Source organism: Cobetia sp. 29-18-1, from assembly GCF_029846405.1.
Lineage (GTDB): Bacteria > Pseudomonadota > Gammaproteobacteria > Pseudomonadales > Halomonadaceae > Cobetia > Cobetia amphilecti.
Genome location: NZ_JARWKS010000001.1, coordinates 266,914 through 282,594, shown reverse-complemented (window position 1 = coordinate 282,594; position 15,681 = coordinate 266,914). Strand labels below are relative to the sequence as shown.

The window sequence follows — 15,681 nt, the reverse complement described above, 5'->3', positions numbered from 1 at the left end:
TGACGGCAGGTTCAGTGCGCGACGCCAGCGGCGCCGTGTTCGTCGATCAGCTTGCCCGTGTTGAAACGGTCATAGGAGAAGGGTTCTGCCAGCGGATGGGTGCGCCCCTTGGCCAGTGTCCAGGCAAAGACATTGCCGGAACCCGGCGTGGCCTTGAAGCCACCGGTACCCCAACCGCAGTTGAAATAGAGCCCCTTCACGGGCGTCTTGGAAATGATCGGGCAGGCGTCCGGACAGGTGTCGACGATGCCGCCCCACTGACGGTTCATGCGTACCCGCGAGAAGATCGGGAACATCTCGACGATGGCCTGCAGGGTGTGCTCGATGGTCGGATAGCTGCCACGCTGGCCGTAGCCCACGTAGCCGTCGATGCCGGCACCGATGACCAGGTCGCCCTTGTCCGACTGGCTGACATAGCCGTGGACGTGGTTGGACATCACCACGGTGTCGAGAATCGGCTTGAGCGGCTCGGAGACCAGCGCCTGCAGCGGGTGGGATTCCAGCGGCAGACGGAAGCCGGCCTTCTCGGCCATCACCCCGGAGTTGCCGGCGGTGACCACGCCGACACGCTTGGCACCGATGAAGCCGCGTGAGGTTTCCACCCCGACGATGGCGCCATCCTGCTTGCGGAAGCCGGTGACCTCGGTCTGCTGGAGCAGGTCGACGCCGAGGCTGTCGGCACCGCGCGCGAAGCCCCAGGCCACGGCGTCGTGACGTGCCACGCCACCGCGCGGCTGCCAGGAGGCACCGAGAATCGGGTAACGTGCACGGCTCGAGCAGTCCATCGCCGGCACCAGTTCCTGTACCTGCTGGGCGTCCAGCACTTCGCCATCGATGCCCTGCAGACGGTTGGCATTCACGCGGCGCTGGATGTCGCGCATGTCCTGCAGGGTGTGGCCCAGGTTGAGCACGCCACGCTGGGAGAACATCACGTTGTAGTTGAGATCCTGGGACAGACCTTCCCACAGCTTCATGGAGTGCTCGTAGAGCGCCGCCGCCTCATCCCACAGATAGTTGGAGCGCACCAGGGTGGTGTTGCGCGCGGTGTTGCCGCCGCCCAGCCAGCCCTTCTCGATCACCGCGACATTGGTGATGCCATGCTCCTTGGCCAGGTAGTAGGCCGTGGCCAGACCATGCCCGCCGCCACCGACGATGACGACGTCGTATTCCTTCTTGGGTTCTGGGCTACGCCAGACCTTCTGCCAGTTCTCATGGTGGCTGAGCGCATGCTTGACCAGCCCGAATCCCGAGTAACGCTGCATTTGCCACCCTCCTCACATCTTTGCCACCGCAAGCGCTGTCCGGTGCTCTCGCCCGAGTGATGTCTGTTGTTGTCACCCGAGTGTTGTCTCTGCGCTTGCGGCATGTGTCGTTGTTATCGTTGTCTCTCGCCAGCGCCTTGTTCAGGCAAGCGCAGCGGGGTCGGTCACGCTGTTCGATGCGTAGACCGGGAAGCGTGCACAGACTTCCTCGACCTTGCCGCGCACCTCGGCTTCCACCTTGGCGCTCTCGCCGGTGGACAGCGCGTCGAGCAGATCACAGATCCAGCCGGCCAGTGCCTCGCATTCCGCCTCGCCGAAGCCGCGCGTGGTGGCGGCCGGAGTGCCGATGCGCAGCCCGGATGTCACGAAGGGGCTCTGCGGGTCATTCGGCACGCTGTTCTTGTTGACGGTGATGTGGGCGCGGCCCAGTGAGGCATCCGCGTCCTTGCCGGTCACGCCCTGACGGATCAGCGAGACGAGGAACAGGTGGTCATCGGTGCCACCGGAGACCACGTCATAGCCGCGCGCCATGAAGACCTCGGCCATCACGCGGGCATTGGCGATCACGCGGGCCTGATAGCTGACGAAGTCCTGGCTCATCGCTTCCTTGAAGGCCGCGGCCTTGGCGGCGATGACGTGCATCAGCGGGCCGCCCTGCTGACCGGGGAAGACGGCGCCATTGAGCTTCTTGTGCAGCGCTTCATCACCGGTGGCGGAGAGAATCAGGCCACCGCGCGGGCCGCGCAGCGTCTTGTGGGTGGTGGTGGTGACGACATGGGCGTAGGGCAGCGGGCTCGGGTAGTGACCCGCCGCGACCAGACCGGCCACGTGTGCCATGTCGACCATCAGCCAGGCGCCGATCTCGTCGGCGATATCGCGGAAGCGACGCCAGTTGACCACGCGCGAGTAGGCGGAGAAGCCGGCGATGATCATCTTCGGCTTGTGCTCGCGCGCCAGACGCTCCATTTCCTCGTAGTCCAGCTCGCCGCTTTCGGTCAGGCCGTACTGGATGGCGTTGTAGTGCTTGCCGGAGAAGTTGGGGGCCGCGCCGTGGGTCAGGTGGCCGCCATGCGCCAGGCTCATGCCGAGGATGGTGTCGCCCGGCGAGACAAGTGCCATGAACACCGCCGCGTTGGCCTGGGCGCCGGAGTGCGGCTGCACGTTGGCGTAGTCACAGCCGAACAGCGCACAGGCGCGCTCGATGGCCAGCGTCTCGACCTTGTCGACGAATTCGCAGCCGCCGTAGTATCGCTTGCCCGGATAGCCTTCGGCGTACTTGTTGGTCAGCTGGCTGCCCTGAGCCTCCATCACCAGCGGGCTTGCATAGTTCTCGGAGGCGATCAGCTCGATATGCGCTTCCTGACGCGCTGTCTCTTCGAGGATGGCCTCGGCCAGTGCAGGGTCGAGTCTGGCCAGTCGGTCATCACGGGTGTAGCCATGTTGCTGAGACATTGCGCGCCTCCGGTAAGCGGATCGTTGTTGTTGGAGTGGTTCGATGAAGGGTGATCAGTGATCGTCTGTTCGCTTAAATCCTGTCGAGTCAGCCGGCGCCAAGGCCTTGAGTGGCTGTCTTGACCCGATACTAGCCCTGCCCCCCTGCGGCAAACTGCTTGTCAGCGTCACCCCGCAGCGCGAATGCGACATCGGCAGGCAAAAGCGACATCTCGATGGCCCGCACAGAGCTGCTGCAAAGAGTGGCTGCCCGCCACTGGCGCTACACCGAAGCCCCTGCGGGCAGGTATGCTAGACACCGATATCGTGCGATCAGGCGCCGGATGACGACTGATCCATGCAAGCGCGCGCCTGGGGAAGGGAGTTGAGAATATGCTGATGGAATTGCTGGCGGTGATGGCACCGGTACTGTGTGGCGCCGCCATCGGCTTCTTCTGGGTCAGGCTGGGCAACGACTACCCGATGGCCTTCGTCACCCGGCTGGTGCTCTACATCGGCACGCCGGCGCTGATCCTCAATGCGCTGGGCAGCGCCGAGATCGACAACTCGAGCTTTTTGCGCACGGGCCTGGCGACACTGTCCGTGATGGCCCTGCTGCTGGCGCTGAGCTGGCCCTTCGCGCGCCTGATCGGCAAGCCCTGGAAGGTCGCGGTGGCGCCGTTGCTGTTCTCCAACGTCGGCAACATGGGCCTGCCCGTCTCGCTCTACGCCTTCGGGCAGGCCGGCTTCGCCTACGCCATCACCATCATGGTCACCATGTCGCTGCTGCAGTTCACCCTCGGCGCCTGGCTTGCCAGCACCAGCGGCAACCCGCTGCGCAGCGTGGTGCGCTCGCCGACCATCTGGGCCAGCATCGTCGCCACCCTCATGCTGCTCTGCGATGTGCACATGCCGCGCTTCGTCGCCAACAGCCTGGAGCTGATCTCCGGCTTCACCGTGCCGCTGATGCTGATCACCCTGGGCGTGTCGCTGGCCAGCATTCGTGTCAAGAATCTGGCGGCGGGCGTGGGCTTCAGTGTCCTGCGCATTCCCTTTGCCGCCCTGTGTGCCTGGGGGATCGGCACCCTGCTGGACCTGCCCCCGCTGGCGCTGCACGTGTTGACCATGCAGATGGCCATGCCGGTGGCGGTCTACAACTACATGTTCGCCCAGAAGGCCGGGCGTGAACCGGAGTACGTCGCTACGCTGGTGTTCTGCTCGACGCTCGCCGCCTTCCTCTATCTGCCCATGCTGCTGGCGGCGATGGGGGCGACACTGGGCTGACCCGACGGAAGCCGCCAGAGCCTTCCCGCAGTGAATGACAGGCACAAAAAAACCACGCGAGCCTGAGCTTGCGTGGTCGTGTGACACCTTCCTGCGGAAACTGCCGTGCCGTGAAGAAGACGGTATTGCACCATCCCGATATTGAGCAGCACGGCGCTTCCTGTTGCGACGATCAGCCTTGTAGTCCTGCTGGCACCCGCTCCCGGCCTGGAGGTGGCGCACCGTTCCCCTGTGTCATCATTGCCCTTTTGACCAAACCCGTGACTGGAGTGGCAGTCGTGGACCTGACGTGAACGCTCTCCGCTCTCGACCCGCAGCTGAAGAGGGCATGCAGCCCAACGGGGCCTTGTGCTTATGGCACCAGGGCGAACCCTGGCATGGCCTGGCGGGACTTCCCGCAGAGCCCCCTGCACTGCATGCGCTCATTCACGTGGCAACATCTGAAGGGTAGCCCCGAAGTCGTCTGCACCTCCAGATGGTTTGTGCCGTCTTCCTGCGCGAGTCGACTTGCTCATGAACCTGAGCATGAAGTCTTAGAGCACTCATGCCGAGCAGACTGTCAGCGCACCTCGGGCGTGGCGGCTGGCAGTCCCGCCAGGCCTTCGGCCTGCTGCTGACGCAGCTGGGCCAGCGTTGTCACGGCATGTCCCCTGGCTTGCCATTCGGCGCGCTCATCATCATCGGCCCGGATGATGAAGCGTCCAAGCAGGGTGTAGAGCAGCCCCAGCAACGGTGACAGCCAGCAGGCGAAGGCCAGCGGAATGTAGAGCAGCCCCTCCATGCCCGCGCCACCGGCCATCAGCCCCAGCGAACTGATCACCACCGCACCACTCGCATTCCAGGGCACCAGCGGCGAGATCAGCGTGCCGCCCTCTTCCAGTGAGCGTGACAGATTGAGCGTCGAGTAGCCTTCTCCGCGGAATACCGGCGCGTACATGCGCCCCGGCAGAGCAATGGAGAGGTAGGGGTCGCCCGCGATGACATTGGTCAGCGCCGCCGTGGAACTGGCCGCGACCTGCAGCCCGAAGATACCGCGCACCTTGACCAGCACCGCGGCGCACAGCACCTCCAGACAGCCGATCACCTCCAGCATCCCCCCGAAGGCCAGTGCGATCATCACCAGCAGGATGACCCAGGCCATCGACATCAGGCCACCGCGATTAAGCAGGCTGTCGATCTCGCTCACCCCGGTGTTCAGGGTGTAACCACTCTGCATATAACCGAACAGTGCCTTGATGGCCTCGCCCTGGACACCATAGGCCACCACGGCGCCCGCCAGCACCCCGACGAACAGCGCCGGGAGTGCCGGCATGCGCGCGATCGCCAGCGCCATGACCAACAGCGGCGGCACCAGCACCCACAGATTGAATTCGAAGGCACCTGACAGCCCAGCAGTGATGGCAGTGATGCGCTCGAGATCCAGCGACTGGCCAGCGGCGAGCAGGTTGCCGGCGATCAGGTAGATCACCAGCGCGATCAGCATGGCGGGAATGGTGGTCGGCATCATGTTGCGGATGTGCGCGAACAGATTCACGCCCGTCACCGCCGGCGCCAGATTGGTGGTATCCGACAGCGGCGAGACCTTGTCACCGAAGAAGGCGCCGGACACCACCGCACCGGCGGTCCACCACGGCGGAATGCCGAAGCCGGCCCCGATGCCCATCAGCGCAAGCCCCACCGTGCCCACGGTGCCCCAGCTGGTACCCAGCGCTACCGAGACCACCGCGCACAGCAGCATGGCCGCCGCCAGGAAGTATTCCGGCGAGACCAGCTTGAGTCCGTAGTAGATGATCATCGGTACGCTGCCGGAGGCGATCCACACCCCGACCGTCATGCCGACCAGAATCAGGATCGCGATGGAAGGCAGGCCGACACGCACGATGCGCATCATGCCCTCTTCCATCGCCGACCAGCCGTGGCCCAGCTTCCAGCCGATCAGCGCCGTGATGGCGACACCGCATACCAGCGGTACATGCGGAGTGAACTCGCCGAACACGAACAGTTGCAATGCAAGAACGGCCAGGGTGGCCACGATAGGCAGGCAGGCCATCTTGAGCGATGGCCGTAGTGGGGTCTTCACGTCCCGAGTCATGTCTTGCTCCATTAGTTAGTTGTACTTTTTGTACCCCTAACGCTAATGGGACCCGGGAAGTCGCGGCTGACTGGCTGCGTCATCCAACCGCGCGAATGCGACATGTCCTCTCATTTAGCCAGCGCATTTATCCAGCGCCTGCGCCCGCCCGTGAATATCGCTCGCGAAAGCCAGCAGGGCGGGAGGCCAGGTTGTGGATCAGTAATCGATCACCACATCGCCATTGGGCACGCTGCAGCAAGACAGGATGAAGCCTTCGGCGACGTCTTCATCGGTGATGCCGCCGTTGTGTTCCATCTCGACCTCGCCCGAGACCTTCTGCACCCGGCAGGTGCCGCAGATGCCCATGCCGCAGGCCTTGGGAATATGCAGACCGAGCTTGGCGGCGGCGGCGTGGACGGTCTCGCCCGGGGCGATCTGCACCGACTTGCCGGTGGCGGAGAACTCGACCCGCGTGAGATCGGAGCGGTCCAGCTCATCGGCCAGCACCTCGGCCTGTTCGGCCTGCACGATGGCCTCTTCCTCGACATCGACCGGCGTGGCACCGAAGGATTCCTCGTGATAGCGGCTCATGTCGAAGCCGTGGCTGCGCAGCAGATGCTTGACCGCATTCATGTAGGGCGTGGGGCCACAGCAGAAGATCTCGCGCTCCATGAAGTCCGGCGCGATCATCTCGAGCATCGCGTCGGTGAGATAGCCGCGATAGCCGGACCAGGTCTGGCCGGTCTCGAAGCGCTCGCAGATGACGTGCATGTTGAACTCCGGCACGCGGGAATCCATGAACTCGAGCTGACGCCAGAAGATGATGTCGCGCGGGCTGCGCGCACTGTGTACAAAGGAGATGTCCACGTTGGCATTGGTATCGAAGTACCAGCGCGCCATCGACATCAAGGGCGTGATGCCCACGCCACCGGACAGCATCAGAATGCGTTCCGCCGGGTAGTCGATGCAGTTGAAGTTGCCGACCGGGCCGTGCACCGCCAGCACATCGCCTTCATTGAGGTTGTCGTGCAGCCAGTTGGAGACCAGGCCGCCCGGCACGCGCTTGACGGTGATCGAGAAGCTGTAGGGCACCGACGGTGAGCTGGAGATGGTGTAGGAGCGCATGATCTGCTGGGCATCGATCTCGAGCTCCAGGGTCACGAACTGCCCCGGCTTGAAGAAGAACATCACCGGCTGTTCGGCCATGAAACAGAAGGTGCGAACGTCCCAGGTTTCCTGAATGACCTTCACGCAGCGCACGCTATGTCGACCGTTGGTCCAGGTCTGTGTCGTAACCGGATTGAAGTTGCTGAGAGTGGTGCTCATGAAGGCCTCGCTGGGCATGTTGTTCTTGGAGACATGTTCTTGAAGAGACAGTGTCAGGCCACCCTGCGCTGCGTGCGCGGCCAACGGTGGGACATGCTCAGGATTGTCGAGTCAGCGCCCGGCAAGCATTTATCCGTGCACGACAGAAACATGCCCGATCGCTCCAATCCCTCCCCCGCAGCGCCCTGCCCCCGCCTCATCGCTGCGCCTGTCTGTGTCTCAAAGCCCCTGCGCAGACGACCGGCGTCGGAAATACATCATTGAGCGTCGCCATCAGACATAAGTCGCGACTTGACCTCAGCCACACTGCGATCCATGCGTGGCAATGCCACTCAGACGTCATGCGGGCTGCCTGAACTTCCACGCTGACTATCCTGTCGAGCGAGCGGCACTCTGCCTGCGCCGCCCTCGACACCCGAACCGACCAGGACGGGACGACGCACCGCGCGATGCATCGGCACTCCCTCATGGGGCCCCGATGTCGCCCCGCGGTGCTGCCCGGCAATGGTCTGTTCACTCGTTCCCTCTGTCCCGGCTTCACAACAACAATGATCAGCACACTCACTCAACCCAAGGCGACCCTGCTCCCGGCGCCTACCGACCGTGCGAGGACACCGCGATGAGCGACTTACTGGAACACGCTCAGGATCAGCAGCGTCAGGCGGTACGCGAGGCCGCCGCGCGGCTTCTAGAGGCCCGCAGTCCCGGCTACACCCTGCCCCAGCCCTTCTACAATGATCAGCGCCTGTTCGATCTCGACATGAAGGAGATCTTCGAGCGCGAGTGGCTGTTTGCCGGTCTCAGCAGCGAGATCCCGCTCAAGGGCAACTTCATGACCATGGATGTAGGCAACAGTCCGATCATCATCGTGCGCGGTGACAACGGGGCCATCCATGCCTTCCATAACGTCTGTCGCCATCGCGGGTCTCGCCTGTGCAGCACCGAGCGTGGCAAGGTCGCCAAGCTGGTGTGCGGCTATCACAAGTGGACCTATGAGCTGGATGGTCGCCTGCTGTTCGCCGGTTCTGACATGGGTACCACCTTCGATACCAGTGAATACGGCCTGCACCCCGTCCACGTGCGCTCAGCCGGCGGCATGCTGTTCATCAACCTCGCCGAGCAGCCCGAGAACTGCGAGCCGTTCTTCAAGACGCTGGAGTTCTACCTCAAGCCCTACGACATGGAGAACGTCAAGGTCGCGGCCAGCTCCTCCATCATCGAGGAAGGCAACTGGAAGCTGGTGATCGAGAACAATCGCGAGTGCTATCACTGCGATGGCTCCCACCCGGAGCTGCTCAACAGCCTGCAGGAATTCGATGACACCGATGACCCGCGTGCCACCGATGCCTACAAGGCGCTGGTCGCGAAGAAGCAGGCCGACTGGGATGCCGAGAAGGTGCCCTATCAACTGGTGCGCTTCGGTCGCCGCAATCGCATGACGCGCACGCCGCTGCTGGAAGGCACCGTCTCGATGACCACGGACGGCACCCCGGCGTGCAAGAAGCTGCTGGGTCGCCTGCAAAGCCCCGACATGGGCTCGCTGCGCATCCTCAACCTGCCCAATTCCTGGAACCACTTCATGGGCGATCACGCCGTGGTCTTCCAGGTCGACCCGATCGGCCCCCTCAAGACCCGCGTGACCACCAAATGGCTGGTGCACAAGGACGCGGTGGAAGGTGTCGACTACGACCTGGCGAAGCTGCGCAAGGTGTGGGACGCCACCAATGATCAGGACCGTCAGCTGGTGGAAGAGAACCAGCGCGGCGTCAACTCCAGCGCCTATCAGCCCGGCCCCTACTCGGCGACCTTCGAGTTCGGTGTCGTCGACTTCGTCGACTGGTATGCCGAGCGCATGCAGGAAGCGCTCAAGGAACAGCAGGAGCCGCATCTGCAGCTGGCCTGAGGGCTTGAGTCCTCGAAACCTGAGGCTCTGAAAGACAGGCAAGAAAAAACCCGCCACCGGCAAGCCGGTGGCGGGTTTTTTTGGCTTTCACCCGGGCAACACGCCGAAGGCGGGTCACCCGAGAGGTACTACGGCTGGATTACAGCTGCGTGTCCAGACTCATCATCAGGCTGAGCGCCATGACGATGATGATGGAGAAGCCGAACAGCTTGCGTGCCCAGGAGGCATCAGGCTGATCCTTGAGGCGCCAGGCGGCCAGATACAGCCACCAGCCACCCGTGACGGTCGCGACTACCAGATACCAGATGCCGGTATATCCCCACAGTGTCAGCAACAGCGACACCGGGATGAAGCCGGCAATGTACCCCGTCACTACACGCTTGGCATGCTCCATGCCTCGCGCTACCGGGAGTACCGGAATATTGGCGGCCCGATAGTCATCGACACGAAACATGGCAATCGCATAGGAATGCGGCATCTGCCACATGCTGAAGATGATCAACAGCAGCAGCGCCCCCATGTCCGCCTGACCGGTGACGGCCAGGTAGCCGACCACTGGCGGCGCAGCGCCGGACAGTGAGCCGATGAGGGTGCCATACACCGAGCCACGCTTGAGCCACATGCTGTAGGCCCCGACGTAGATCACGAAGCCCAGCCCCACGGCGATCATCGCCATGAGATTGGTCATCGCGGCCAGAAGCCAGAAGCCCGCAAGGCCCAGCACGCTGCCGAAGACGAAGGCCCCCTTCAGCGAGATGTCGCCCTGCACCAGAGCACGGCCCTGGGTACGTGCCATGTGGCGGTCGATATCGCGATCGATGCAGTTGTTGAACACACAGCCTGAGGCCACGATCAACGCCACCCCGACCAGGGTGGCGATGAACAGCGCCCAATCCACCTCACCACCGGAAGCGAGAAAGAAGCCGCCGCTGACGGTGATCAGGTTGCCGAAGATAATGCCCGGCTTGGTGGTACGCAGGTAGTCCTTGATCATCAGGCTCACGCTATCAGATGGGCATCATGTTCTGATTCAGCTCGATCATGATCCATATGGAACCACCAACGACGATTGCCACGATCACCACGGTGAACAGCATGGCCATGACATTCCAGCTCTGCTCCTTGGAGCCGTCCAAGTGCAGGAAGAAGTACAGCTGCACGAAGACCTGAGCGATGGCGAAACCGTAGATGGCCCAGATCACGCCGACACCCGGATCGTCCATCATCATCACCATCCCGAACGGGATGATGGTCAGGATGATGGAGAGAATCAGACCGGTCACGTACTGCTTGACGCTGCCGTGATTGTCGTTGTGGTCGTTGTTGGAATGGCTCATAGCATCACTCCTGTGAGATAGACGACGGTGAAGACGCAGATCCAGATGACGTCCAGGAAGTGCCAGAACAGGCTGAGCATCATCAGACGACCGCGATGCACTTCCGTCAGACCTTTCTTCTTGACCTGGAAGATCAGCAGCGCCATCCAGATCAGACCGACGGTCACGTGCAGACCGTGGGTGCCGACCAGGGTGAAGAAGGCAGACAGGAACGCGGACTTGTCCGGACCCTGGCCGTTCACGATCAGGTGGTAGAACTCATAGATTTCCATCGCGATGAAGCCTGCGCCACAGGCGAAGGTGATCATCAGCCACTTGATCACCGCGGAGCTGTCTCCGCGGTTCATGCCCAGCATCGCCAGGCCGTAGGTGAAGCTCGAGGCCAGCAGCAGCGCGGTCTCGACCAGCACGAAGTTCAGCTCGAAGATCTCGGCGCCCGTCGGGCCACCGGCATAGGCCTGGCTCAGTACCACGTAGACCGCGAACAGCATCGCGAACAGGATGCAGTCGCTCAGCAGATAGAGCCAGAAACCGAAGACCTTCAGGCCGTTGGTATCGTGATGCTCGTGATCGTCATGGGCGTCATGCGCCCCATCGTGAGATGTCATTGCATTATTCGCCATGATTACCCCTGAACCACTGTGTCGTTAGGTGTGCGGGCGCTGGGCAGGGCGCGACGCTCGCGACCCTCACGCTCGACACGCTCCACTTCCTCGACGGACACGTAGTAGTCGATGTCGTAGTTGAAGGAGCGCACGATGAAGGTAGCGATCATGCCGACCAGCCCGACCACGGCCATCCACCAGATGTGCCAGATCAGTGCGAAACCGAACACCAGGCTGAAGGCGGAGATGATGACGCCAGCAGCGGCGTTGCGCGGCATGTGGATCGGCGCATAAGGCTTCTTGGCCTCCTGCTCGATGCCACGTTCCTTCATTTCCCAGAACTCGTCGAGCTCGGAAACCTGCGGCTCGTGAGCGAAGTTGTAGAACGGTGCCGGTGAAGTGGTGCTCCACTCCAGGGTACGACCGCCCCAGATATCGCCAGTGGTGTCCTGCAGCTGCTTGCGGTTCTTGATGCTGACCGCGATCTGGATCACGGTGCACGCGATACCGATCAGGATCAGGACAGCACCGATGAAGGCGACGACCAGGTACGGCACCCACAGCGGGTTGTCGACGTGCTGCAGACGACGGGTCATGCCCATGAAGCCGAGGATGTACAGCGGCATGAAGGCGAGGTAGAAGCCAGTGATCCAGAACCAGAAGGAACGCTTGCCCCACTTCTCGCACAGCATGAAGCCGGTCGCTTTCGGGAACCAGTAGGTAATACCGGCCATCGCACCGAAGACCACGCCGCCGATGATGACGTTGTGGAAGTGGGCGATCAGGAACAGCGAGTTGTGCAGTACGTAGTTGGCGCCCGGAACGGCCAGCAGAACGCCGGTCATGCCACCGATGGTGAAGGTGACGATGAAGCCCAGGGTCCACAGCACCGGAGAGGTCATTTCGACACGACCACGGTACATGGTGAACAGCCAGTTGAAGATCTTCACACCTGTCGGGATCGAGATGATCATCGTCGCGATACCGAAGAAGGCGTTCACGTCAGCGCCGGCACCCATGGTGAAGTAGTGGTGCAGCCAGACGATGAACGACAGGACGGTGATGACGAGAGTCGCCCACACCAGCGAGGTGTAACCGAACAGCTTCTTCTTGGAGAAGGTGGCGATGACTTCGGAGAACACACCGAAGACCGGCAGCACCAGGATGTACACCTCAGGATGGCCCCAGGCCCAGATGAGGTTGACGTACATCATCATGTTTCCACCAAGGTCATTGGTGAAGAAGTGGAAGTCGAGGTAGCGATCGAGCGTCAGCATCGCGATGGTAGCGGTCAGAATCGGGAAGGCCGCGACGATCAGGACGTTGGCGCACAGTGCGGTCCAGGTGAAGACCGGCATCTTCATCAGGGACATGCCCGGCGCACGCATCTTGAGGATGGTGGCGATGAAGTTGACACCTGTCAGCAGGGTACCGACACCGGAGATCTGCAATGACCAGATCCAGTAATCCACCCCGACCCCGGGGCTGTAATTGGCCCCCGACAACGGCGGATAGGCCAGCCAGCCAGTCTTGGCGAACTCACCCAGACCCAGAGAGATGTTGACCAGCAGCGCGCCGACCACGAACAGCCAGAAGCTGAGCGAGTTCAGGAACGGGAAGGCCACGTCACGTGCGCCGATCTGCAGCGGCACGACAACGTTGATCAGACCGATGACCAGCGGCATCGCCACGAAGAAGATCATGATCACGCCGTGGGCAGTGAAGATCTGGTCGTAGTGATCCGGGGGCAGATAGCCCTGACCACCACTGGACGCCAGCATCTGCTGGGAACGCATCATAATCGCATCGGAGAAACCACGGATCAGCATCACCAACGCGACGATGATGTACATCATGCCGATCTTCTTGTGATCGACAGAGGTGAACCACTCATTCCACAGGTAGGCCCACTTTTTCTTTACCGTGATGAAGCCGACAAGGGCTGCACCACCGAGGATTACCGCCGCAAGCACGATCATGATGATCGGCTCGTGATACGGAACAGCCTCTATTGTGAGTTTTCCAAGCATTGCTTATTCCTCGGTTGCCATCGCAGATTCAGCGTGACCAGAAGCGTCATGATCGGACATGCCGTGTTCGGCGCTGTCGTGATGCATTCCACCCTTCTTCATGTGGCGCATCTGATCATCGCTCATGCCCAGCTCCATGCCGTCCATGTAGGGCGCCATGATCTGCTCATACAGGTTCGGCTTGACCTGACCATAGAAGGTCGGGGCAACGTCCTCGCTCGGCTCCTTGAGAGCGGCAAGACCAGCGTCATCCAGCACCTTGCTGCTGCCGCGTGCCTTCTCGATCCAGGCGTCGAAGTCGCCTTCGCTCATGACATGCGCCTTGAAGTGCATGTCGGCGAAGCCGGCGCCGCTATAGCTGGCAGAGATACCGTCGTAGGTACCCACTTCACTGCCGATCAGGTGCAGACGGTTTTCCATCCCCGCCATTGCATAGATCTGGCTACCGAGCTGCGGGACGAAGAACGAGTTCATCACCGTGTCGGATGTGATGTGGAAGCGAACCTGACGATCCACCGGCATGGCCAGTTCATTGACCGTCGCGATGCCCTGCTCCGGATAGATGAACAACCACTTCCAGTCCATGGACACGACCTGCACCTCGATCGGCTCACCGCCGTCGACGATCTCGGCACGCGGGTCCAGCTCGTGCGTGCTCTTCCAGGTCAGGATGCCCAGAGCGAGGATGATCAGGCACGGAATGCCCCAGACCACGATCTCGATCTTGGTGGAATGCGCCCAGTTGGGCGTGTAGGTCGCCTTGCTCTGCTTGGTATCGCGATAGCGCCAGGCGAACCACAGCGTCATGAAGATGACCGGGATAACAACCACGAGCATCAGGTAGGTAGCAGTCAGGATCAGCGACTTTTCGGATTCACCGATAGGCCCCTTGGGATCGAAGAGTACGGCGTCACAGCCGGACAGCATCAATAATCCCGCGAGGATAGGGAGTCCCCGCAGAGCCCCCCGCATTAGGCTTTTTCTCATCTCACGACCTCGTTGGAACACGCCATGGCGTCATGACGAGCCCACATGTGGAACACAGCGTTCGAAGAAATGACCAACAGGAAGCCGTCGATCTTTCGAACGAAATCAGAAGATTTCCCGCAGGCGGGCACAGGATAGAGAAAAGACAGGGGGGCTGACTACGGGGCAGGATGACGCACCAGGGGCCACATGCGGATGACTTCGGCCATCCGGTGCGCGCCAATCATGCCTTGAGCGGCATGAGTTCTCTCACGCTCGAGGGAGGTTAAGGCAGCGGGATCGGGTGGCGAAGCCGACACTCACGGCAATGATGTCGCGACAGTGCATGCCTTGCAGGGCCAGACAGCTCGTCATTCACCGGCCTTCTCCGCGATGCCAGCCCCCCTGCCCTGCTTGATGATGCCCGTGAGAATCACGACCTTGTCGCGTCACAATTCAGTGCATCCCCACAGATGTCCTCGCCATCGGCGCACCAGGTGGCGTCGAAGCAACCACTACCGCCACACGATACTGCGCAACAAAAACCCAATAAATGGCCACTGCTTGAAATTAAATGCCAAAAATTGTACCGATAAGCCTTTCAAAAGTTGCTGAAGTACTCCCCCAACCCGGGCGAGAGAGGCATTTTCCCGACATGATACTTGTATGAGGCCGGCGTTCATTGACGAGAAAACATGCATCATTATCGATCATTACCTGACAGGTAAATGCACCATGATGCGTCTCACATGATGCTGGCATTCCCGATCAACAGGGGACACTTTTTCGCAACCTTGGCATGCCATTCTCATGATCAATGCCGAACCAAATGGCCTGATGAGTGTCATTTTCCGTCATTCATTTACGCGGACTCACCACCTTTCCGCCAGATGACGCCCAGCCTTCCATCATAAAAAATACACAAATAAACACACCTCAGAAACCTTCTGGTTACCAATTTTGCACAAAAATCCGGTTTCCCGCCCCCATTGTGTGACTTGAGTCAGACAAGGAATGAACTCGACCGCGGCGTCAGGAACAACATCCTCGAAAAAGGTCAAGACCTGCGACAATTGACCACACCAAAAATAGGGACAATGATCTGGGAGAATTTCCCGGGACCTTTTCCACGCCCAGCGGCCACACAGGTCTCTCTTCACCAGCACCACCGGCCTGAGGTCAGGCGCGATTCGCGTTCCCCATCAGCGATGATTCGCGGCCGCCACTCGCCGCGACGGCCAGATTCTCGAGCTCTCGGTCTAGCGGTCTCTTGGCTTGCCGGGTCTCTTGGCTTGCCGGGTCTCTTGGCTTGCCGGGTCTCTTGGCTTATCGGGCTCTGGGCCTGGCGGGCTCACACTCTCTCCAATGTCAGGGCCGTGCGACATGCTGCCTGAGCGGGTCGAGAGCCATGCCCTGAAACGCCCGCTTTGCGATGACAGCTCTGCGATGACAGCTCTACAGCT

General features: G+C 61.4%; 11 protein-coding genes. 2 read left to right on the top strand and 9 right to left on the bottom strand.

Features of this window, described 5'->3' with window-relative positions; genetic code table 11:
- Positions 1-11 precede the first annotated feature (11 nt).
- Positions 12-1,262, bottom strand: coding sequence for a sarcosine oxidase subunit beta family protein (locus QD208_RS01190; RefSeq protein ID WP_279835334.1), 1,251 nt, complete (start codon positions 1,260-1,262; stop codon positions 12-14).
- 141 nt (positions 1,263-1,403) lie between these two features.
- Positions 1,404-2,714, bottom strand: a complete 1,311-nt coding sequence (glyA, locus tag QD208_RS01185; RefSeq protein ID WP_043333140.1) for a serine hydroxymethyltransferase — start codon at positions 2,712-2,714, stop codon at positions 1,404-1,406.
- A 372-nt stretch (positions 2,715-3,086) separates the two neighbouring features.
- Here glyA and QD208_RS01180 point away from each other — a divergent pair, with 372 nt between their 5' ends.
- Entirely contained in the window at positions 3,087-3,977 is an 891-nt protein-coding gene (locus QD208_RS01180; RefSeq protein ID WP_054555340.1) for an AEC family transporter, read from the top strand.
- Between the two features lie 559 nt (positions 3,978-4,536).
- On the opposite strand, the gene nhaC is transcribed toward QD208_RS01180, so the two are convergent.
- Together nhaC and QD208_RS01170 are read right to left on the bottom strand one after the other, a co-directional pair.
- Positions 4,537-6,069 (bottom strand): Na+/H+ antiporter NhaC, encoded by a 1,533-nt coding sequence (nhaC, locus tag QD208_RS01175; RefSeq protein ID WP_279835332.1) that lies wholly within the window; start codon positions 6,067-6,069, stop codon positions 4,537-4,539.
- A gap of 198 nt (positions 6,070-6,267) precedes the next feature.
- Entirely contained in the window at positions 6,268-7,377 is a 1,110-nt protein-coding gene (locus QD208_RS01170) for a hybrid-cluster NAD(P)-dependent oxidoreductase (protein WP_279835331.1), read from the bottom strand.
- A gap of 619 nt (positions 7,378-7,996) precedes the next feature.
- Here QD208_RS01170 and QD208_RS01165 point away from each other — a divergent pair.
- Entirely contained in the window at positions 7,997-9,280 is a 1,284-nt protein-coding gene (locus tag QD208_RS01165) for an aromatic ring-hydroxylating dioxygenase subunit alpha (protein ID WP_279835329.1), read from the top strand.
- 139 nt (positions 9,281-9,419) lie between these two features.
- Here the strand turns inward: QD208_RS01165 and cyoE are convergent, their stop codons facing one another.
- Genes cyoE through cyoA form a run of 5 tightly spaced genes read right to left on the bottom strand, consistent with a single transcriptional unit; the run spans position 9,420 to position 14,224 of the window.
- Positions 9,420-10,274 (bottom strand): heme o synthase, encoded by an 855-nt coding sequence (cyoE, locus tag QD208_RS01160; protein WP_043333143.1) that lies wholly within the window; start codon positions 10,272-10,274, stop codon positions 9,420-9,422.
- Between the two features lie 13 nt (positions 10,275-10,287).
- Positions 10,288-10,617 (bottom strand): cytochrome o ubiquinol oxidase subunit IV, encoded by a 330-nt coding sequence (gene cyoD / locus QD208_RS01155; protein WP_043333144.1) that lies wholly within the window; start codon positions 10,615-10,617, stop codon positions 10,288-10,290.
- Positions 10,614-11,240, bottom strand: coding sequence for a cytochrome o ubiquinol oxidase subunit III (gene cyoC / locus QD208_RS01150; RefSeq protein ID WP_043333145.1), 627 nt, complete (start codon positions 11,238-11,240; stop codon positions 10,614-10,616). Before cyoC ends, cyoD begins: the two co-directional genes overlap by 4 nt.
- A gap of 2 nt (positions 11,241-11,242) precedes the next feature.
- On the bottom strand, positions 11,243-13,252 hold the full coding sequence (gene cyoB / locus QD208_RS01145; RefSeq protein WP_279835327.1) for a cytochrome o ubiquinol oxidase subunit I: 2,010 nt from the start codon (positions 13,250-13,252) through the stop codon (positions 11,243-11,245).
- A 3-nt stretch (positions 13,253-13,255) separates the two neighbouring features.
- The gene (gene cyoA / locus QD208_RS01140) at positions 13,256-14,224 is read right to left on the bottom strand and encodes a ubiquinol oxidase subunit II (RefSeq protein ID WP_082388205.1); all 969 of its coding nucleotides are present in this window, start codon (positions 14,222-14,224) and stop codon (positions 13,256-13,258) included.
- Positions 14,225-15,681: the final 1,457 nt, after the last annotated feature.